Annotated in this window: 17 protein-coding genes, 3 tRNA genes and 2 pseudogenes; 12 read left to right on the top strand and 10 right to left on the bottom strand. The window is 70.1% G+C overall.

Features of this window, described 5'->3' with window-relative positions; translation table 11 throughout:
- Window positions 1-4 precede the first annotated feature (4 nt).
- From ACI2LP_RS05685 to ACI2LP_RS05665, 5 genes are all read left to right on the top strand, one after another.
- Window positions 5-982 carry a sirohydrochlorin chelatase gene (locus ACI2LP_RS05685; protein WP_404723281.1) on the top strand — a complete coding sequence of 326 codons (978 nt, stop codon included), beginning with the start codon at window positions 5-7 and terminating at the stop codon, window positions 980-982.
- Between the two features lie 46 nt (window positions 983-1028).
- Window positions 1029-2345 (top strand): deoxyguanosinetriphosphate triphosphohydrolase, encoded by a 1317-nt coding sequence (locus ACI2LP_RS05680; protein WP_404723280.1) that lies wholly within the window; start codon window positions 1029-1031, stop codon window positions 2343-2345.
- A gap of 128 nt (window positions 2346-2473) precedes the next feature.
- Window positions 2474-3736: an NAD(P)/FAD-dependent oxidoreductase gene (locus ACI2LP_RS05675; protein ID WP_404723279.1), complete on the top strand. Its 1263-nt coding sequence runs from the start codon at window positions 2474-2476 to the stop codon at window positions 3734-3736.
- A 34-nt stretch (window positions 3737-3770) separates the two neighbouring features.
- Window positions 3771-5669, top strand: a complete 1899-nt coding sequence (gene dnaG, locus ACI2LP_RS05670) for a DNA primase (protein WP_404723278.1) — start codon at window positions 3771-3773, stop codon at window positions 5667-5669.
- A 117-nt stretch (window positions 5670-5786) separates the two neighbouring features.
- Entirely contained in the window at window positions 5787-7040 is a 1254-nt protein-coding gene (locus tag ACI2LP_RS05665) for a sigma-70 family RNA polymerase sigma factor (RefSeq protein ID WP_404723277.1), read from the top strand.
- Between the two features lie 183 nt (window positions 7041-7223).
- Here ACI2LP_RS05665 and ACI2LP_RS05660 read toward each other — a convergent pair whose 3' ends face one another.
- From ACI2LP_RS05660 to ACI2LP_RS05645, 4 genes are all read right to left on the bottom strand, one after another.
- Entirely contained in the window at window positions 7224-9158 is a 1935-nt protein-coding gene (locus tag ACI2LP_RS05660) for an ABC transporter ATP-binding protein (protein WP_404723276.1), read from the bottom strand.
- Entirely contained in the window at window positions 9155-10888 is a 1734-nt protein-coding gene (locus ACI2LP_RS05655) for an ABC transporter ATP-binding protein (protein ID WP_404723275.1), read from the bottom strand. Before ACI2LP_RS05655 ends, ACI2LP_RS05660 begins: the two co-directional genes overlap by 4 nt.
- Window positions 10889-10991: 103 nt before the next feature.
- Window positions 10992-12437 carry an FGGY family carbohydrate kinase gene (locus tag ACI2LP_RS05650; protein WP_404723274.1) on the bottom strand — a complete coding sequence of 482 codons (1446 nt, stop codon included), beginning with the start codon at window positions 12435-12437 and terminating at the stop codon, window positions 10992-10994.
- 35 nt (window positions 12438-12472) lie between these two features.
- Window positions 12473-12772, bottom strand: coding sequence for a YtxH domain-containing protein (locus tag ACI2LP_RS05645; protein ID WP_360879718.1), 300 nt, complete (start codon window positions 12770-12772; stop codon window positions 12473-12475).
- A 174-nt stretch (window positions 12773-12946) separates the two neighbouring features.
- Here ACI2LP_RS05645 and ACI2LP_RS05640 point away from each other — a divergent pair.
- The 3 genes from ACI2LP_RS05640 to ACI2LP_RS05630 all read left to right on the top strand — a co-directional run bounded on the left by ACI2LP_RS05640 (window position 12947) and on the right by ACI2LP_RS05630 (window position 13373).
- Window positions 12947-13019: transfer RNA gene (locus tag ACI2LP_RS05640), tRNA-Asn, on the top strand.
- A gap of 5 nt (window positions 13020-13024) precedes the next feature.
- A tRNA-Asn gene (locus tag ACI2LP_RS05635) sits at window positions 13025-13097 on the top strand.
- 202 nt (window positions 13098-13299) lie between these two features.
- Window positions 13300-13373, top strand: a tRNA-Ile gene (locus tag ACI2LP_RS05630).
- Window positions 13374-13979: 606 nt separating this feature from the next.
- Here ACI2LP_RS05630 and ACI2LP_RS05625 read toward each other — a convergent pair.
- Window positions 13980-14171 (bottom strand): annotated as a pseudogene (locus ACI2LP_RS05625) (thioredoxin-disulfide reductase); the annotation flags it as partial.
- 146 nt (window positions 14172-14317) lie between these two features.
- Between ACI2LP_RS05625 and ACI2LP_RS05620 the strand changes: the two are divergent.
- Window positions 14318-14866, top strand: a complete 549-nt coding sequence (locus ACI2LP_RS05620; protein WP_404723273.1) for a DinB family protein — start codon at window positions 14318-14320, stop codon at window positions 14864-14866.
- On the opposite strand, the gene ACI2LP_RS05615 is transcribed toward ACI2LP_RS05620, so the two are convergent.
- The 5 genes and pseudogenes from ACI2LP_RS05615 to ACI2LP_RS05595 form a co-directional block, all read right to left on the bottom strand.
- Window positions 14859-15308, bottom strand: a complete 450-nt coding sequence (locus tag ACI2LP_RS05615; protein WP_404723272.1) for a GNAT family N-acetyltransferase — start codon at window positions 15306-15308, stop codon at window positions 14859-14861. The genes ACI2LP_RS05620 and ACI2LP_RS05615 overlap by 8 nt on opposite strands.
- Window positions 15309-15341: 33 nt before the next feature.
- Window positions 15342-15668: an ArsR/SmtB family transcription factor gene (locus tag ACI2LP_RS05610; RefSeq protein WP_404723271.1), complete on the bottom strand. Its 327-nt coding sequence runs from the start codon at window positions 15666-15668 to the stop codon at window positions 15342-15344.
- Between the two features lie 156 nt (window positions 15669-15824).
- Complete coding sequence (locus ACI2LP_RS05605) at window positions 15825-16196, bottom strand: ArsR/SmtB family transcription factor (protein WP_404723270.1); 372 nt, start codon at window positions 16194-16196, stop codon at window positions 15825-15827.
- Window positions 16197-16240: 44 nt separating this feature from the next.
- Window positions 16241-17158: pseudogene (locus ACI2LP_RS05600) on the bottom strand (flavin-containing monooxygenase); the annotation flags it as partial.
- 18 nt (window positions 17159-17176) lie between these two features.
- Window positions 17177-17299, bottom strand: coding sequence for an FAD-dependent oxidoreductase (locus ACI2LP_RS05595; protein WP_404723269.1), 123 nt, complete (start codon window positions 17297-17299; stop codon window positions 17177-17179).
- Window positions 17300-17405: 106 nt separating this feature from the next.
- Between ACI2LP_RS05595 and ACI2LP_RS05590 the strand changes: the two genes are divergently transcribed.
- From ACI2LP_RS05590 to ACI2LP_RS05580, 3 genes are read left to right on the top strand one after another with little or no spacing between them, the layout of a single operon-like run.
- On the top strand, window positions 17406-17624 hold the full coding sequence (locus ACI2LP_RS05590) for a hypothetical protein (RefSeq protein WP_404723268.1): 219 nt from the start codon (window positions 17406-17408) through the stop codon (window positions 17622-17624).
- 54 nt (window positions 17625-17678) lie between these two features.
- Window positions 17679-19037, top strand: a complete 1359-nt coding sequence (locus tag ACI2LP_RS05585) for an NAD(P)-binding domain-containing protein (RefSeq protein WP_404723267.1) — start codon at window positions 17679-17681, stop codon at window positions 19035-19037.
- 5 nt (window positions 19038-19042) lie between these two features.
- Window positions 19043-20263 (top strand): MFS transporter, encoded by a 1221-nt coding sequence (locus ACI2LP_RS05580; protein WP_404723266.1) that lies wholly within the window; start codon window positions 19043-19045, stop codon window positions 20261-20263.
- The last annotated feature ends 456 nt before the right edge of the window (window positions 20264-20719 follow it).

Genomic DNA, 20719 nt, shown 5'->3' with positions numbered 1-20719 from the left:
GTGCATGACGGAGCCGGCACACCTTCGTGAGTCCCTGCCCCTCGACCCGCCCCGGCTCGAGAGAGCCCCCCTCGACGCCAGCCCTCTCGACAGCACCGCGCAGCTGCTCTCGCGCATCACGGACCAGCTGGGCACTCAACTCAGCCACGTCACACTCAACGGAAGCCGCAGGCGCATGCCCCAGACAACAAGGCCCACCCTCGTCGCCGTCGCCCACGGCAGCCGCGATGCAGGCGCCCTGCACACGGTCACCCGGCTGCTGGAGGGGGTCCGCGACCTGCGCCCCGGACTCGACGTCCGTCTCGGCCACATCGAACTGAACGAGCCGCTGCTGCCCGACACCCTCGCCGCCGTCGAGGCCGAGCAGCGTGCCCAGGGCGTCCGGGCGGTCCTCGTGCCCCTGCTGCTCGGCCGCGGCCACCACGTCAAGCACGATCTGCCGCAGTGCGCCGCGGCCGTCGTCGGCGCGGACATCCGCATCGCCGCCCCGCTCGGCCCGCACCCCCTCCTCGTCGAGGCCCTCTGCTCCCGCCTGGCCGAGGCCGGCTGGCGACCCGAGGACGGCGCAAGCCGCAGCGCCGGAGTCGTCCTGGCCGCCGCCGGATCCCGCGACCCCGACTCGGCGACCGACGCCCGCCGGATGGCGGACCTGCTCAGCGAGCGCCTCGGTGGCGTGCCCGTCGTCCCCGCCTACGCATCCGCCGTCTCGCCCACCGTGCCCGCGGCCGTACGCGCGCTCACCGCCCGCGGCCGCCATCGCATCGCCGTCGCTTCCTATTTCGCCTTCCCGGGCCAGTTCGCCGCCGCCAGCGCCGCCGCCGCGCCCTGGATCGCTGCCGCCCCGCTGGGCGCCCACCCGGCCCTCGCCCGGCTGGTGCTCCAGCGTTACGACGACGCCCTGACCACGACGACCTCTGCTTCGACCCCGACCGCGGCCTCGGCCTCGTACGCCGGTCAGCGGCGCGAACTCGCCACCGCGTGAGCCACCTCATCGCCCGCCTGCCACCGGCTCCGGTTACCTTCGGTGCATGGCAGGCACCACCAGCACCACCTCATCCGGCACCGGCTCCTTCGACGGCGCGTACGACGATGCGGCCACCGCGCGCTGGGCTCCCGAGCCGGACAAGCGCCCCGGCCGCACCGCCTTCCAGCGCGACCGCGCGCGCGTGCTGCACTCCGCCGCGCTGCGCAGGCTCGCGGGCAAGACGCAGGTGGTCACCCCCGGCACGCGCAACCTGGCCTGGGACGCGAGCCCCCGCACCCGGCTCACCCACTCCCTGGAGTGCGCGCAGGTCGGACGCGAGCTCGGCGCGGCCCTCGGCTGCGACCCCGATCTCGTCGAGGCCTCCTGCCTGGCCCATGACATGGGCCACCCGCCCTTCGGGCACAACGGCGAGCAGGCGCTCAACGACTTCGCCAAGGACTGCGGCGGCTTCGAGGGCAACGCCCAGTCACTGCGCCTGCTGACCCGTATCGAGCCCAAGCGCTTTGTCCACGACGGGACCGGCGAGCTGGTCAGCGTCGGCCTCAACCTCACCCGGGCCGTCCTGGACGCCGCCACCAAATACCCGTGGCCGCGCGGCGGGCACCCCACCGACCCCGACTCGGTGAAATTCGGCGTCTACGAGGACGACCTGCCGGTTTTCGAATGGGCCCGCCAGGGAGCCCCGGCGTACCGCAAGTGCTTCGAGGCCCAGGTCATGGACTGGTCCGACGACGTGGCGTACTCGGTGCACGACTTCGAGGACGGTCTGCACGCCGGCCACATCGACCCCAACCTCCTCCTCGCCGAGTCCGAGCGCAGTGACATCTGGCGGGTGGCGATCGGCCGGTACGTACCTGAGGACACCGATCCGCAGGAGCTGGCCGAGGCCCTGGACCGGCTCGTCGACCAGGAGTGGTGGCCACACCACTACGACGGATCGGCCGTCGCACAGGCCCGGCTGAAGGACGCCACCAGCCAGCTCATCGGCCGGTTCTGCCTGGCCGCCGAGGGCGCGACCCGCCAGGCGTACGGATCGGGGCGGCTCACCCGGTACGCGGCCGAACTGGTCGTTCCGCGCGAGACCCGCAACGAATGCGCCGTGCTCAAGGCCGTCGCCGACCGCTATGTGATGCAGCGCGCCGAGCAGGAGGCGCTCCGCGCCGACCAGCGCATTGTGCTCGCCGAGCTGGCCGAGGCGATGACGGCCCGCGCGCCCGACACCCTCGACCCGCAGTTCCGCGCCCTGTTCGACGCCGCGCCCGACGACCGGGCGCGCAAGCGGGTGATCGTCGACCAGCTGGCATCCCTCACGGACGCCTCGGCGCGCACCCTGCACACCGACCTCACAGCCCGCCAATGAGCAGCCGGGAGGGCCGCCGCGGCGCGTCCGGGATGACACGCCCACGGCCACTCCCTCTTCCGCCATCACGCTCCGTGCGGGACGCTCGCTGAAGGCTGCGCAGCGTAGAAGCAAAGAGGAGGCATCAAGTGGTCGACGCACATCGGACATTCGTCATCGTCGGCGGTGGGCTTGCCGGAGCCAAGGCGGCCGAGACCCTCCGTGCCGAGGGGTTCACCGGACGGGTGATCCTCATCGGTGACGAACGCGACCACCCCTATGAACGCCCGCCGCTCTCCAAGGGCTATCTGTCGGGCAAGGAGGAGCGCGACAGCGTCTTCGTGCACGAACCCGGCTGGTACGCCCAGGCCGATATCGAACTGCACCTCGGCCAGACCGTTGTCGCGGTCGACCGCGAGGCCAAGTCCGTCCGGCTCGGCGACGGCACCGTTCTGCACTACGACAAACTGCTGCTGGCCACCGGCGCCGAGCCGCGCCGCCTGGACATCCCCGGCACCGAGCTGGCCGGCGTCCACCATCTGCGCCGCCTCGCCCACGCCGACCGGCTGCGGAACGTACTCGCCGCGCTCGGCCGCGACAACGGCCAGCTGGTCATCGCGGGCGGCGGCTGGATCGGCCTGGAGGTCGCCTCGGCCGCCCGCGGCTACGGCGCCGAGGTCACCGTCGTCGAACCGGCAGGCACCCCGCTGCACCATGTCCTCGGCCCCGAGCTGGGGCAGATGTTCACCGAACTCCACCGCGAGCACGGCGTCCGCTTCCACTTCGGCGCCCGCCTCACCGAGATCACGGGTCAGGACGGCATGGTGCTCGCGGCCCGTACCGACGACGGCGACGAGCACCCCGCCCACGCCGTCCTCGCCGCGATCGGCGCCGCCCCGCGCACGGCGCTCGCCGAAGCCGCCGGTCTCGACATGGCCGACCGGGCGCACGGCGGCGGCATTGCCGTCGACGCGAGCCTGCGCACCTCCGACGCCGACATCTACGCCGCTGGCGACGTCGCGGCCGCCGACCATCCGGTCCTCGAGTCCCGGCTGCGCGTCGAACACTGGGCGAACGCCCTCAACGGCGGCCCGGCCGCCGCGCGCGCCATGCTCGGTCAGGAGGTCTCCTACGACCGCATTCCGTACTTCTTCTCCGACCAGTACGACCTGGGCCTGGAGTACTCGGGCTGGGCGCCGCCCGGTTCGTACGACCAGGTGGTGCTGCGCGGAGACGTAGGAAAGCGGCAGTTCATCGCCTTCTGGCTGAAGGACCGCCGGGTGCTCGCCGGGATGAACGTCAACGTGTGGGACGTCACCGACCCGATCCAGCAGCTGATCCGCTCGGGCACCCCGGTGGACCCGGAGGCGCTCTCCGACCCGTCCGCGGCGCTCACTTCCCTCAACGGCTGACGGGAGTGTCACCGCGCCACCGTAGACTTCACGCGTGGCAGGCAGGATCAACGATGACGACGTGAAGGCGGTACGGGACGCGGTCCCGATCGACGCCGTCGTTTCCGAGTACCTCCAGCTGCGCAACGCCGGCGGCGGCAACCTCAAGGGGCTCTGCCCCTTCCACGACGAGAAGTCCCCCTCCTTCCAGGTCAGCCCGAGCAAGGGTCTCTTCCACTGCTTCGGCTGCCAGGAGGGCGGCGACACCATCGCCTTCGTGATGAAGATCGACCATCTCTCCTTCTCCGAGACGGTCGAGCGCCTCGCCGCGACGGCGGGCATCACCCTGCGCTACGAGGAGGGCGGGTACAACCCCAGCCACCAGCGGGGCGAGCGCATCCGTCTGGTCGAGGCGCACAAGATCGCCGCGCAGTTCTACATCGAGCAGCTGGAGAACAGCGCCGAGGCCGAGACGGGTCGCAAGTTCCTCGCCGAGCGCGGCTTCGACCAGGCCGCGGCCCAGCACTTCAGCGTCGGGTACAGCCCGCAGGGCTGGGACCACCTCACCCGCTTTCTGCGCGGCAAGGGCTTCAGCGACAAGGAGCTGATCCTCTCCGGCCTCTCCCAGGACGGCCGCCGCGGGCCCATCGACCGGTTCCGCGGCCGCCTGATGTGGCCGATCCGCGACATCTCGGGCGATGTCGTCGGCTTCGGAGCGCGCAAACTGTACGAGAGCGACAACGGGCCGAAGTACCTCAACACCCCTGAGACGGGCATCTACAAGAAGTCCCAGATGCTCTACGGCATCGATCTCGCGAAGAAGGAGATCGCCAGGACCAGCAGGGCCGTGGTCGTCGAGGGCTACACGGACGTGATGGCCTGCCATCTGGCCGGTGTCACCACCGCCATCGCCACCTGCGGCACGGCCTTCGGCGGCGACCACATCAAGATCCTGCGTCGGCTGCTGATGGACAATGCCACCGCCGAGGTGATCTTCACCTTCGACGGCGACGCGGCCGGCCAGAAGGCGGCGCTGCGTGCCTTCGAGGACGACCAGAAGTTCGCCGCCGAGACCTCGATCGCGATCACCCCCGGCGGCATGGACCCCTGCGAGCTGCGCCTCGCGGAGGGCGACGACGCGGTGCAGAAGCTCGTCGAAACGCGTACCCCGCTCTTCGAGTTCGCGATCCGCCACAGCGTGCAGCGCCACAATCTGGAGACGCCCGCGGGCCGGGCCGCCGCGCTGGACGAGGCCGCGCCGATCGTCGCGGGCATCAAGAACATCGCCATCCAGCACGAGTCGGCGGTGCAGCTCGCCGGCATCCTCGGCATCCTCGACACCCAGTTCGTGGTCAAGCGCGTTGCACAGCTGGCGCGTTGGGCCCGTGACCGCGGCGGCCGCGGCCCGGTTCCCTCCCGTAACAGCGCACCGCAGCAGGTCCAGGCCCCGGCCGTGCCGTCCGGACCCGCGCTCAACCTGCGCAGCCCCGCCCACCGCACCGAACGCGAGCTGCTGAAGCTGGCGCTCCAGCACCCGGAGCTGGTCTCCCCGGCCTTCGACGCGTACGGCGTCGACGAGTTCACCGCCCCGCCGTACGCCGCGGTCCGCCAGACCATCGCCGAGGCAGGCGGCGCCGAACAGGGCACCCAGGACTCCCCGGAGTACCTCGCCCGGGTCCGCGACGCCGCCCCGAACGACACGGTGCGCGCTCTGGTCACCGAGCTCGCCGTGGAAGCCGTCCACGCGAGGACCGTCGACGAGAGCTACGCCGGAGTCCAGCTCGTCCAGGTCCGCCTGCGGGCCGTCGACCGGCGCATCCGCGAGGTCCAGGGCAATCTCGCCCGCCTCGGCCAGCACGCCGACCCCGAGCAGCACACGGCCGTACAGAACGAACTGTGGGTCCTTCAGCAGTACGCCCAGTCGCTGCGCAACCAGGGCGCGGACGCCCTTTAGGCCCTGTCCGGTCGACCGCAGATCCTGCTTCGGTAACCGCCCGGTCACGCACTGGACTCAAAAAGTCGCCGCACGCCCCTCGTGGACGCTGTGTGTCGTACCCCACACTGGGGTGCGGTGCCTGAGTCCCCGGAGCGCGGCCGGTCCACCCACCGTGGGCCTCTCACCCCCGTGGATCCGCTCATCGTGTACGGGACGGAAAGCGGCCCGGCCGCCCCCGTCCCGCTGCCGCACGCCCCCGAACCGGCAGCGATCACCCTGGAGGTCGCCCCCGTGCAGACCCAGACCCTGACCGAGACCGATACTGTCGCGGCCGTCTCCGCGCAGGTCCCCGCGCAGAGCCGGGCCGTACTTCACCCGGAGACCGTGCCCGAAGCCGTCCCGGAGACCGTTGTCGAGGATCCGGTGGAAGTGCCCGAGCCTCCTGGCCCGCGGGCCGGCAGCCGAGTCGAGAGCGGTCCCTCGTCCGACCTGTTCCGCCAGTATCTGCGGGAGATCGGCAGGATTCCGCTGCTCACGGCCGTCGAGGAGGTGGAGCTCGCGCGCCGGGTCGAAGCCGGTCTGTTCGCCGAGGAGCGGCTTGGCCACACCCCCGACATCGACGACTCCCAACTCGCCGTCGACCTCGACAGGTTGGTGGTCATGGGCCGGATGGCCAAGCGCCGGCTGATCGAGGCCAACCTCCGGCTCGTCGTCTCCGTGGCCAAGCGTTACGTCGGCCGCGGACTGACCATGCTCGACCTCGTCCAGGAGGGAAACCTGGGCCTGATCAGGGCAGTTGAGAAGTTCGACTACGCCCGCGGCTACAAGTTCTCCACGTACGCCACCTGGTGGATCCGCCAGGCCATGTCCCGGGCGCTCGCGGACCAGGCACGCACCATCCGGGTCCCGGTCCATGTCGTCGAGCTGATCAACCGGGTCGTCCGGGTCCAGCGCCGGATGCTCCAGGAGCGCGGCTACGAACCCACCCCCGAAGAGGTCGCGGTCCAGCTGGACCTGGCGCCCGAGCGGGTGAGCGAGGTGCTGCGGCTCGCCCAGGAGCCGGTCTCGCTGCATGCGCCGGTGGGGGAGGAGGACGATGTGGCCCTCGGCGACCTCATCGAGGACGGCGATGCCGCGTCCCCCGTCGAGTCGGCCGCCTTCCTGCTGCTGCGTGAGCACCTGGAGGCGGTGCTCTCCACCCTCGGCGAGCGCGAGCGCAAGGTGGTGCAGCTGCGCTACGGGCTGATGGACGGCAGGCCGCGGACGCTCGAGGAGATAGGCCGGATCTTCGGCGTGACGCGTGAACGCATCCGCCAGATCGAGTCGAAGACGCTGAACAAGCTGCGCGACCACGCGTTCGCGGACCAGCTGCGGGGCTACCTGGACTGACACCGGGGCTCCGCCCCGGACCCCGGGGCGCCCGCTGGGGGTCCCCCCAGGCCCGCAGGGCGTGGGGGGAGGGTCCGGGGCGGAGCCCCGGTTACGGGATGGAGGTACCTCCCACGGCCGCCGGGCCGTAGGGGGAGGGCGGGTAGGGGACAGCCCCGCAGGGGCCCACCGACCCCACCCCGGTTACTCCACCTCCACCACCGCCTGCGCGAACTGCGCCGCGTACAGCCGCGCATACGCCCCCTCCGCGGCCAACAGCTCGTCATGCGTGCCCTGTTCCACGATCGCGCCGTTCTCCATCACCAGGATCACGTCCGCGTCCCGGATCGTGGAGAGCCGGTGCGCGATGACAAAGCTCGTACGACCGTGGGCGAGCCGCGCCATCGCCTTCTGGATGAGCACCTCGGTACGGGTGTCCACCGAGCTGGTGGCCTCGTCGAGCACCAGGATCACCGGGTCGGACAGGAACGCCCGCGCGATGGTGATCAGCTGCTTCTCGCCCGCGCTCACGCCCGAGCCCTCGTCGTCGATCACCGTGTCGTAGCCGTCGGGCAGCGTACGGATGAAACGGTCGGCGTGCGCAGCTCGCGCCGCCTCCTCGATCTCCGCCCGGGTCACCTCGCGGGAGGAGCCGTACGCGATGTTGTCCGCGATGGTGCCGCCGAACAGCCAGGTGTCCTGGAGGACCATCCCTATCCCGGACCGCAGTTCCTCCCGGGACATCTTCGCGATGTCCACGCCGTCCAGGCTGATCCGGCCGCCCGTGACCTCGTAGAACCGCATCAGCAGATTCACCAGGGTCGTCTTGCCCGCGCCGGTCGGACCGACGATCGCGACCGTGTGGCCCGGTTCCACGCTCAGCGAGAGATCCTCGATGAGCGGCTTGTCCGGGTCGTAGCGGAAGGCGACCTTCTCGAGCGCGACCTGTCCGAGCCGCCGCGACCGCTCGCCCGTCGGCTTGCCGGCGTCCTGCTCGTCGGCCTCCTGCTCCTCGGCGTCCAGCAGCTCGAAGACCCGCTCGGCCGAGGCGACACCCGACTGCACCAGGTTCGCCATCGAAGCGACCTGGGTGAGCGGCATCGAGAACTGCCGGGAGTACTGGATGAACGCCTGCACATCGCCGATCGACAGCGTGCCGGACGCGACCCGCAGCCCGCCGACGACCGCCACCAGCACATAGTTGAGGTTCGACACGAAGAACATCAGCGGCTGCATGACCCCGCTGTTGAACTGGGCCTTGAACCCCGCCTCGTACAGCGCCTCGTTCTGCTCGGCGAAGTCCTTGGCCGACTCGTCCTGCCGCCCGAAGACCTTCACCAGCGCATGGCCGGTGTACATCTCCTCGATATGGGCGTTGAGCTTGCCCGTGGACTTCCACTGCTGCACGAAGTGCGGCTGCGAGCGCTTGCCGACCTTCGTCGCCACGAACACCGACACCGGCACGGTCACCAGCGCGACCAGCGCGAGCAGCGGCGAGATCCAGAACATCATCGCCAGCACGCCCACGATGGTCAGCAGCGAGTTGATCAGCTGGCCCATCGTCTGCTGGAGCGTCTGCGAGATGTTGTCGATGTCGTTGGTCGCCCGGCTGAGCACCTCGCCGCGCTTGGCCCGGTCGAAGTACGACAGCGGCAGCCGCGACAGCTTCGCCTGTACGTCCTCGCGCATCCGGTAGACGGTCCGGTTGATCACCCGGATCGACAGCCGCGTCGCCACCAGCATCAGCAGACCCGCGGCCAGGTACACCACCAGCGCCACCAGCAGCACATGGCCCACGGCGGTGAAGTCGATACCGTCGCCGGGCGTGAAGTCCACGCCGGACAGCATGTCGGCGAGCCCGCCCTGGTCCTTGTCCCGCAGGCCGGCGATCGCCTGGTCCTTGCTGGTCCCGGCCGGCATCTCCCGGCCGACGACCCCCGCGAAGACCAGGTCGGTCGCCTGCCCCAGAATCTTCGGCCCGACCACCGCGAACGCGACGCTCAGCACACCCGCCGCGAGCATCACCCACAGCGTCATACGCTCGGGAGCGAGCTGCCGCAGCAGCCGTTTGCCCGAGCCCTTGAAGTCCATGGACCGCTCGACGGGGCCCATCATCATCCGTCCGCCCGGCCCGCTCATGCGGCCTCAGCCTCCGTCAGCTGCGAGAGCACGATCTCTCGGTAGGTCTCATTGCTCTCCATCAGCTCGTGATGGCGTCCGCTTCCCACGACCTGCCCCTCGTCCAGGACCACGATGCGGTCCGCGTCACGGATGGTGGACACCCGCTGGGCGACGATCACCACCGTGGCCTCGGTGATCTCCCGGGCCAGCGCCCCGCGCAGCGCCGCGTCCGTCGCATAGTCCAGCGCGGAGAAGGAGTCGTCGAAGAGATAGATCTCCGGGCGTTGCACCAGCGTCCTGGCGATCGCGAGCCGCTGGCGCTGCCCGCCGGAGACATTGGTGCCGCCCTGCGCGATCGGCGCGTTCAGCCCGCCTTCGAGCTCCCGTACGAAGTCGGCGGCCTGCGCCACTTCCAGCGCCTCCCACAGCTCCTCGTCGCTCGCGCCGGGCTTGCCGTAGCGCAGATTCGTGGCCACCGTCCCGGAGAAGAGATACGGCTTCTGCGGAACGAGCCCCACCGTCTTCGCCATCAGGACGGGATCGAGCTCGCGTACATCGACGCCGTCGACGAGCACCTCGCCGCCGGTCACGTCGAACAGCCGCGGTACGAGCCCGAGCAGCGTCGACTTTCCGCTGCCCGTGGACCCGATGATCGCGGTCGTCTCGCCGGGCCTGGCCACCAGGCCGACGCTGCGCAGCACCGACTCCTCCGCACCCGGATAGCGGAACTCCACGTCCCGCACCTCCAGATGCCCGCGACGGCGCAACTGCCGCACCGGCTCGGCCGGCGGCACCACGCTCGAATCCGTGCCCAGCACCTCCTCGATCCGCTCGGCGCAGACCTCGGCGCGCGGCACCATCATGAACATGAAGGTGGCCATCATCACGGCCATCACGATCTGCATCAGATACGCGAGGAACGCGGTCAGCGCGCCGATCTGGATCGCGCCGCTGTCGACCCGCTGGGCACCGAACCAGATGACCGCGATGGACGACACGTTCACGACCGTCATCACGGTCGGGAACATCAGCGCCATCAGCCGGCCGGTGGACAGGGACACATCGGTCAGCTCGGTGTTGGACCCGCGGAAGCGCTCCTTCTCGTACTCGTCACGGACGAAGGCACGGATGACGCGGTTGCCGGTGATCTGCTCCCGCAGCACCCGGTTCACCGTGTCCAGACGTACCTGCATGGTGCGGAACAGGGGCCGCATCTTCTTGACGATCAGCGACACCGCGATGCCCAGCACCGGCACCACCGCGAGCAGCACCGCCGACAGCGGCACATCCTGGCCGAGCGCCATGATGATGCCGCCGACGCACATGATCGGCGCAGACACCATCAGCGTGAACGCCATCAGGACCAGCATCTGCACCTGCTGGACGTCATTGGTCGTACGGGTGATCAGCGACGGAGCCCCGAAGTGGCCGACCTCGCGGGCGGAGAAGCTCTGTACCCGGTCGAAGACGGCGGCCCGGACATCGCGGCCGAGCGCGGCGGCCGTCCGCGCTCCGTAGAAGACCGCTCCGATGTTGCAGAGCACCTGGACGATGCTGACGGCGATCATGAGAGCGCCGACCCGGAGGATGTAGCCGGTGTCCCCCTCGACAACACCGTTGTCAATGATGTTCGCGTTGAGGGTGGGCAGATAGAGGGTGGCGCTGGTCTGCAGGAGCTGGAGCGCCACCAGCAGGGCGATGGGTTGTCTGTACGGACTCAGGTGAGTCCGTAGTAGTCGTATCAGCACACGCTGTCTCTCGTCGGCAAGATCTGGGGTCACCCCAATCTTCCGACACTCCACCCCCGGAACCTCAAGCCATTAATTCAAGGCAGGGTCAAGATGTCATGCGTCAAGATGGCGGGTTGAACGCCCCGGGGTGGATCTGATCCCGCGTTGCCCCGTACTGCTGGCGCACCGCCTGACCCACCGCCAGCTCGTCACCGGGCTCGAAAATCTGCGCGGCCGCACCCTGCCAGGCCGGCGGAGCGGCCGGCGACAGCGTCCCCTGCGAGACGCCGAGCGCCCATGCGGCCTGCCGGGCCGCGCCCAGCGCCGCATAGTCGGCGGGCTGGGGCACCACGACCTGCGCCCCGAAGATCGCGGGCGCCGCGGCCTGGACTGCGGGCAGTTCGGCGGCCGCACCCAGCAGAAAGACCCTGCGTACCTCGACCCCGCGTCCGCGCAGCACGTCCATGGCGTCCGCAAGCGAGCAGAGCATGCCCTCGAAGGCGGCCCGCGCCAGATGCTCGGGCTTCATCGACTCACGGCGCAGACCGCTCAGCGTCCCTGCGGTGTGCGGCAGTTGCGGGGTACGCTCGCCCTCCAGATACGGCAGCAGCACAAGCCCCGACGCACCGGGCGTCGACTTCGTCGCCAGCGCGGAGAGCTCGTCGAGTCCCTCGGCCCCCAGCAGCTCGGCCGCGCCGCGCAGCGCCCGTACGGCATTGAGCGTGTGCACCACCGGCAGGTGCATCCCGGTCGCATCGGCGAACGACGTAATCAGCCCGCTCGGGTCGGCCAGCGCCTCATGGTGCACGGCCATCACGGAGCCCGATGCGCCCAGCGACACCACCGCGTCGCCGATCCCGACGCCCAGCCCGAACGCCGCCGCCATCGTCTCGCCGGTCCCGGCGGAGATCAGCAGTCCCTCGGGCGTCGTCCCCGCCGCCTCGGCCGGTCCGAGCACCTCGGGCAGCGCACACTGGTGCCCGAGCGCGAGCTCCACCAGATCGGTGCGGTAGGAGCCGGTACCCGCCGACCAGAAGCCGGTGCACGAAGCGCCGCCGCGGTCGGTGGTCCTGCGGGCCGGCCGGCCGAGCAGCTGCCACACCAGCCAGTCGTGCGGTTGCATGACGCCCGCGACGCGCTGCGCCACATCGGGCTCGGAGCGCGCCATCCAGCGCAGCTTCGCGACCGGCTGCGCGGCCTGCGGCACCGAGCCGACGGCCTCGGCCCAGGCCTGCCGCCCGCCCAGCGCATCGATCAGATCGGCGGCGGCGACCTGCGCCCGCTTGTCGTTGCCGAGCAGCGCGGGACGTACGAGATTGCCCTGGGCGTCCAGCGTGACCAGGCCGTGCTGCTGTGCGGAGACGCCGATGGCCTGCACGCCTTCGAGGAGCCCGCCGGCCGCGGCATCACCGAGCGAGAGCAGCCACGCCTGCGGATCGATCTCGGTGGCCTTGGCCTCGACGGGGTGCGGCGCGTACCCCTGGCGCAGCACGGCACCCGTGTCCGCGTCACAGACCACGATGCGCGTGAATCCAGACGAACTGTCCAAGCCGGCGACTATCCCCATGTCAAGGATTCTGCCGCACCCGCGGGGGTATCACGTCACGTGTTGGTGGTTCCCCAGTCGTCCTCACCGCTCGCGGTCCGCTCCCGCAAGGAGCGCACCCGCTCGGCCACGGAGTCGGGCACCCGGTCCCCGACCTTGTCGCTCACGGCGTGGAAGGCCTTGCCCGCCGCCTGGCGGCCGTTCTGTGCCGCGGCCTCGGCGGCATTGCGCACAGCAGGATTCTGGGAGAACTCGCGCACGGACTTCTTCAGCTGTTCGTACCGCTCACGCCCGGCCCGAGTGCCGAGCACGTAGCCGAGGGCGAGTCCAAGGACGAACGTGACCTTGTACCGCATGACTGCCACCCTTCCCTTGCGTCGGTGCAGGCCGCCTACCCGTCGTGGCCCGTGATCACCCGGGCCCCATACCGATTGGCGGAGCACCCCCCTGCTTGCGCTAATGTATGTGTCGCAGCGAGCACACGCCCTCCGGGACGCCCCGGGTAGGTACGTTCGGTGCACACGCAGCAATCCCCTGTAGCTCAATTGGCAGAGCAGCCGGCTGTTAACCGGCAGGTTACTGGTTCGAGTCCAGTCGGGGGAGCGCGATCCCCTGTAGCTCAATTGGCAGAGCATTCGGCTGTTAACCGGAGGGTTGCTGGTTCGAGTCCAGCCGGGGGAGCAGCTACCGGAAGAGGGCCCCTCGGGGTCCTTTTTCATGTGTCCTGGACGATGTTCCGACGATCTTCTTCGCGACTCCTGGAACCGGGCAGGGGGCAGCGCAGTCCTCATGGTTGTGCGTTGCCGACCATCCGAGGCAGGAGATCGTATGAGCGGCTATGCTGCGGCAGACGGCGCGCACATTTGTGCGCGACGCGCCGTTAGGGGCGGTAGCTCAGCCGGTTAGAGCAGCGGACTCATAATCCGTCGGCCGTGGGTTCGAGTCCCACCCGCCCCACTACGCAGGCCTCTGACCTGCAGAAACGTATCATCACGCGTGCGGATTCAGGACTTTGGCTCAACGGACTGAATCCGCTGCGCATGACTTCAAGGGCGTTGCCGTCAGCGGTTGTTCGAACGGATCCGACCTGCACAGATGTGCCGTGCCGTAGCCAGCAAAGCTGCCGCACGTGGCGTGTGTGAGTGGCTGGATGCTGAATTCGGGACGCTGGCAGGACGTAGGGAATCGGAAGTGGCCGCCTTGGGGCCATCTCGTCGATGCTGCTCAAGTGGGGGTGGCAGAGTGGGCGCGGGTGGCGGCAGGCGACCGGGGCGCTGAGCCTCCGCTGGATCACAGGGCTGCGTGCGGAGTGCGGGTAAACGGCCCCTACTGAAAATGGCCCCGGGAGAGCACCCCAGCTCGTACCAAGACGGCTCACAGGACGCGGCCGCACCAGTTCCCCGTGGAGTTGGACCGGGCAGTCGGCCTCTCGAGGGCTGGGGGACAGCCCTCCACGAGCGAGGTCCGCGGCTGAAACGCGATTGCCCGTGAGTCCGGGCGCAGGCTTCGCTCCCGGACTCGCGGACCCATGGCCGGACGTGGCGATGCGATGGTTCCGATCCGCTACACAGCTGTTGCCCTGACCGATGCCACAGGGGACATGTCATCGAGCGCCGCGAGGTACCGCTCAGCGTCGACGGCTGCTTGACAGCCGCTGCCAGCCGCGGTGATGGCCTGGCGGTAGGTGTGGTCGACGACGTCCCCGGCGGCGAAGACGCTGGGGACGTTTGTGCGTGTCGAGGGCGAGGCGACCTTCCTCGCCCTCACCGGCCTGCTCTACACCGCCCGGCGTTGACTCAGAGGCAGTCTTGAGGTCGGCACGCCAGTGGTGCGCTGCTGTTGGCTCCGGACTCGTAACCGGGCATCATCACAGCCACGAGCCCGACCGAAAGCAGGGCGCCATGGCACATGGGCATCCGATGGACCGGCAGGCCGTACACGACGACTACGAGCGGGTCCGGCAAGTCTTCCGCCACCTGCTCGACACCGCCCAGGCAGACCGTGACCGGGCCACCCGCGGCACCCGCTGGACCAACGAGCAGTTGTTGTGGCACATGCTCTTCGGCTTCATGCTCGTCCGGGTGCTGCTGGTGCTGGCGTATTTCTTCGGACGGCTGCCCCGGCGCGTGAGCAAGCTGTTCGCCTGGCTGCTGAACGCGGCGACACGACCGTTTGACCTCGTCAACTACGCCGGACCCTGCGGCGCGGTAAAGGTGTACGGGCCGCGCCGGATGGCTGCCGCGTTCGACCGCGTCATCGGCTGCCTGCAGCGCCAGCTCGCCGCGGAGTCCGACGCCGGTCTGGAGCGCGGTATGCACTACCCCGTCCGCTGGGACCCGTTCTTCAAGGACTTCATGACACGCGCAGACATCTACCGTTACCCAGTCCAGCACTTCGACTTCCACCACCGCCAGCTCACCCTGGGCGACGACGCACACGACCTCACGTGACCCGCGGACTGCGCCGCTCCAACAGCACCACATCGCGCCAGACACCGTGGTGACGGCCGATGCGCTCGCGCGTACCGATGACGCGGAAGCCGGCCCGCTGGTGCACGGCGAGGCTGGCGGTGTTCTCGGGGAAGATCCCGGACTGGATGGTCCAGATGCTGGCCGCCTCGGTGGAGTCGATGAACGCCTTAAGAAGTGCGGAGGCGACGCCGCGGCCGCGGGCGTCGGGGTGAACGTAGACGGAGTGCTCGACGACGCCGGCGTAGGCGCGCCGGTCGGAGACCTTGGTGGCCGCGACCCAGCCCAGCACGGTGCCGTCGACGCTCAGGGCGGCGAAGCGGTGTTCGGGCAGCTTGGCCGCGTCGAACACTTTCCATGTGGGGGCGGTCGTTTCGAAGGTGGCGTTGCCCTCGTCGATGCCGAGCTGGTAGATGCGCAGCACCTGCTCGGCGTGGGTGGCGGTCAGCGGCGATGTTCATGTCTGGGCCGTGATCGCTCGGACGGCGGCCGGGAAGCATTCCAGGCAGGCGCCGTTGACCTGGTACCGAGTCGAGGTGCCGATCCGCTCGGCCAGCACAAAGCGGACATCGGCCAGGATCTTCAGGTGATGGGACACCGTCGGCTGGCCGATCGGCAGCTGTTCGACGATCTCCCCGACGGCCATCGGGCGCCGCTCCGTAGCCAGCAGGTTCAGCACTCGGACCCGCATGGGGTCGGCCAGGGCTTTGAACCACCCGGCATACAGGGCGGCGTCTTCCGTACTGAGCGACGCCGTAGCGCGCTTTACCTGCGATTCATTCATCGATAATCGACGATAGTCGATGGATAAGGGGCTCGGGAAGTCGGGGTTGCATCCGGTAGTCAGGTGCAGGTTTACCGTCGCACCCTGCGGCAACTGACCACGGCCTGATCGTGACGAGGGGGCCGTCCACACCGGACGGCCCGCTCGACGCCGAGATCAGGCTGTTGCGATGGCGGGGGCAAGGAGCTTGCCCATCGCGGCGAGCACGGACGGCTCGACGCGGTAGTAGACCCAGGTCCCACGCCGCTCGGAGGTCAGCAGACCGGCCTCTTTGAGCTTCTTCAGGTGGTGGGACACGGTGGGCTGGGAGACGCCGACGTCGGAGATGTCACAGACGCACGCCTCGCCGCCCTCGTGGGAGGCGACCGCGGAGAACAGGCGCAGCCGGACCGGGTCGCCGAGGGCCTTGAACATCTTCGCCGCCGTCTCGGCTTCCTCGGCGTTCATGGGGCGCTCGGTCAGCGGCGGGCAGCACGGCGCCACGGTCTCGGCCTGTTCCAGCAGTGGCAGCACCTTCACGTTCGACATGCGTCTATGTTGACATACGTCGAACTAGTGTGGCCAGGGGTCGGTCAGCTGCGGCTGAGCCGGTGGGCCAGGTGGCGGGCCGTTCGGGCCGCGTCCCGACCGACGCCCCGCAGCGAGTTGGACGACAGCGAGCGTTGCCATTCCAGCCCGACGAACGCCAGCTCGGGGTGCGTCAGGGAGGCGCCGTCGCGATGGCTCGGCCGCCCCTCGGCGTCGAGGGCGCCGAGTCCGGTGAGGTGGGGCAGGTCTGGGCGGTGCCCGGTGGCCAAAAGGATCACGTCGATCTCCTCCGCCGTGCCGTCCGCCCACGTGGCCTTGCGGTCTTCCAGGGCGGTGAACAGCTCTCGGCGGTCCGGCTTGCCCGCCGCCAGTGCGGAGCGGTAGCGGCCGTCGTCGATGACGGGCTGGCCCGGCGGAGTGCGCAGAAAGCGGCCGAGTGGCGCGGTGTCGAGGCCGGTCGTCTTGAGCCAGAAGTGCAGGTCGCGGCCGAAGAGGTGCTGGCGGGCGAACTTCACCGGGTGGCGGCTGGCGAGCGTCACCTGCGCCACGGTGGCGAGCTCGGCCGCGATCTGCATGGCGGAGTTCCCGGCCCCCACGACGATGATCCGCTGCCCGGCGAAAGGGGCCGGGCCGCGGTAGTCGGCGGCGTGCAGCACCGTTCCGGGGAACTGCTCGAGGCCCGGCAATGCCGGCCGGTGCGGGCGTCCGAAGGTGCCGGACGTCGCGACCACTGCGCGCGCCGACAGCCGGCCGCCGCCCTCCAGGCTGAGGATGAACCCGGCTGTGTCCTGGCGGACTTCCGTGACGCGCCTGCCGGTGCGGATGTCGGCGTCCAGGCGTGCGGCGTAGGAGGTGAGGTAGGCGACGACCTCGTCGCGGTGCGGGTAGCGGTCCGGATCCCCGCTGTCGAACGGCATGCCCGGCAGTGAGCTGTACCGGGCGGGCGAGAACAGGGTGAGGCTGTCGTAGTAGCGCGGCCACTAGCCGGCCACCCGGTCGGAAGCCTCCAGCACCACCGGCTTGAGCCTGCGCCGGCTCAGCTCATACGCCGTGGCCAGCCCGGACTGGCCGCCCCCGATCACCGCGACGTCAACATGCTCCATGAAACAACTCCCTGATTCGACAAATGTCTATGTTGACGTTCATCGAAGCAGGTGCCATGCTGGCAGCGCAAGACATCGACAGGCATCGAAACAACGAGGAGTCGTCATGAACGAGCCCGTCGCCCCGGCCACCGGGACCACCCCCAACTCCACCGAGGCCGCGCCCCCGTGCTGCGGACCGGCTCCTGCACAGCACTCCGATGTGACGGCTCCGGCCGCTTCCTCCCCGTGCTGCGGCACCAGCGAAGGCGCGAAGGCAGCCGGGGCCTGCTGCGACCCGGCGGCCAAGCGCGAAGCCGTCGCCACCGGCACCGGCTGCTGCTGACAAGCCGACCCACCACCCGCCCCACGCCCCTTCGTACGAGTCCGGAGACATGTGATGAGTAAGAGCCCCACCGCCGAGCTGCCCGTCGTCGTGATCGGAGCCGGTCCCGCCGGCCTGGCCGCGGCCGCCCACCTGATCGAGTACGGCCTCGAGCCACTGGTTCTGGAGGCCGGACGGGCCGCCGGTGCCGCGGTGCGGGAGTGGAGCCACGTGCGGCTGTTTTCCACGTGGGGCGAGCTCACCGACCAGGCCGCGGAGAAGCTGCTGGCCCCGACCGGCTGGGTGAAGCCGGACGCAGCCACGTACCCGTCCGGCGGGGGCTGGGCCGAGCAGTACCTCCAGCCCCTGGCCGACGTCCTTGGCGAGCGCGTCCGCTTTGGCGCCACCGTCACCGGGGTCTCCCGCACCGGCCGCGACCGGATCGTGGACGCCGACCGCGAGGGCCAGCCCTTCGTCGTGCACTTCGCCACCCCAGACGGCGATGAGGAGCGGGTCTTTGCCCGCGCTGTCATCGACGCCTCCGGCACCTGGACCACGCCCAGCCCCGCCGGCGCCAGCGGCTTGCCCGCACTCGGGGAGAAGACAGCCGCCGACCGCATCACCTACCGCGTCCCCGACCTGAAGAACCCGGCCATCCGCGCCCGCTACGCGGGCAAGCGCACCGCCGTCATCGGCTCCGGCGCCTCCGCCTTCACCGCACTGGCCACGCTCGCCGACCTCGCCGAGGCCGCGCCGGGCACGCACGCGGTGTGGATCCTGCGACGCGGCATCAGCGGCTCCACGTTCGGCGGCGGCGAAGCCGACCAGCTGCCCGCCCGCGGCGCCCTCGGGCTCGCCGCGAAGGCCGCCGTCGACAACGGCCACGCGGACGCAGTCACCGGTTTCCGCACCGAGGCGATCGACCGGACGGACGACAACCGCCTGGTCCTGATCGGTGAGGACGGCCGACGCCTGGACCCGGTGGACGAGGTCATCGTGCTGACCGGCCTCCGCCCGGACCTGTCGTTCCTGTCCGAGATCCGCCTCGGCCTCGACGAGCGCCTCCAGGCCCCCACCGAGCTCGCGCCGCTGATCGACCCCAACCAGCACTCCTGCGGCACCGTCTACCCGCACGGCCACCGCGAGCTGTCCCACCCCGAACCGGGCGTCTACCTGGTCGGCATGAAGTCCTACGGCCGCGCGCCCACGTTCCTGGCCATGACCGGCTACGAGCAGGTCCGCTCCGTCGCCGCGGCCATCGCCGGGGACATCGAAGCCGCTGACCGCGTCGAACTCACCCTTCCCGAGACCGGCGTCTGCGGCGGCGCGGGCCTGTTCGAACAGCCCGCCGCTGAGGAAACCAGCGGCGAAGGCTGCTGCGCTGCCCCGGCCACCCTCACCATCGGTGCCCCCGCCTCTTCTGGCGGCTGCTGACCACCGTGCCCATAACCCAGGCCAGCGCGGCCGCGACCGGGACGGGGGTCCGATCGCGGTCGCGCGCCGTACTGCCCGCACTGTGCGCCACCCAGATCACCAGCTGGGGCATCGTCTACTACGCCTTCCCCGTCCTCAACCCCGCCATCACCGCGGCCACCGGCTGGCCGGCCGGAGCGACGACGGCCGCGTTCTCCGCCGCCCTCCTGGTCTCCGCCCTCGCCGGGATCTACGTCGGCCGGATCCTCGACCGCCGAGGCCCGCGCACGGTCATGACCGTCGGCTCGATCCTGGGCGTGCTGAGCCTCCTCATCGTGGCCGCCGCCCCCAACCTCTTCGTATTCACCGCCGGGTGGCTGCTCGCAGGGCTCGCGATGGCATCCACCTTCTACCAGCCCGCTTTCGCCGCCCTCACCCGTTGGTGGGCGCCCGACCACGTCCGCGCCCTGACGATCGTCACCCTGGCCGGCGGCCTGGCCTCCACCGTCTTCGCACCCCTGACCGCCGCCCTGGAAAGCCACATGTCCTGGCGCGCGACCTACACGGCGCTCGCCGGGATCCTCGCCCTCCTAACGATTCCCGCCCACGCTCTGGCGCTGAAGGCACCGTGGCCACCGGCCGCAGACGGTCCCGCCCACCTCGACCGCGGAACAAAGGACGTCGTGCGCAGCCGGCCGTTCTGGATGCTGGCCGCCACGCTCACCCTCTCGGCATTCGCGATGTACGCCGTCGTCATCGCCCTCGTTCCGCTCCTCCTCGAACGCGGCTACTCCACTGCGCAGGCTGCCTGGGCCCTCGGCTTGGGCGGCGCGGGACAGACGCTCGGGCGGACCCTGTACGCGACACTCGCCGGCCGCACTAGCGTTACCGCCCGCACGGCCGCTCTGGTCGGGCTCGGTGGCCTCCCCACCGCAGCCCTAGCCATCACGCCCGGCCCCTATGGCCTTCTCGTCGTTTTCACAGTGCTGGCGGGAACCATCCGCGGCAACCTCACCCTCTTGCAGGCCACCGCTGTCACCGACCGTTGGGGCACCACCCACTACGGCCGCCTTTCCGGACTCCTCACAGCGCCCGGCCACGTCGCAGCCGCCCTTGCGCCCTTCGCCGGGGCCGCCCTCGCGGTGCCGCTGGGTGGCTACCCCAACTTGTTCGGCCTTCTCGCCGCAGCTTCCTTCCTCGCCGCCGCACTCGCTCTAAGCACTCGGCCCCGCCACACAGGCGCGTAGGAACGGCGACTGCCGACCGGCTGGCGCACTCTCGCGGCCGGGGGCCCTGTCGAGGCAGTAGTGCGCCGTCGATCGATAGTCTGTTCGCAGAAGTCCGGGCGGGGACAGGCCACAGAGGTCCGCCCCACCGCCAGGGGCTCAAGACGCTGCGCGTTGGAAGGGAAATCCGCTGCGCGGAGATTCGAGTCCCCTTTTCGAGCTGGCGAGATCGCTCTCGTCCCCTTCGATCCTGTCCAACCGGGACGCATTCGGGACGCGTTCAGGACACAAGGACAGGAACAGACTGACAAAGACGAAGTAACACCGACACAGCTCGCCCGCTCTGACGAGCAAAAACGTCGTAGATCGGCGTAGATCGACAAGGGCAGCCAAGATCCCCAAAGGACTCATAATCCGTCGGCCGTGGGTTCGAGTCCCACCCGCCCCACTGTGCACGTCTGTGACCTGCGGAAACGT

Source organism: Streptomyces sp. NPDC019890 (assembly GCF_044903445.1).
GTDB lineage: Bacteria > Actinomycetota > Actinomycetes > Streptomycetales > Streptomycetaceae > Streptomyces.
This window is presented reverse-complemented; position numbering and strand designations above follow the sequence as displayed.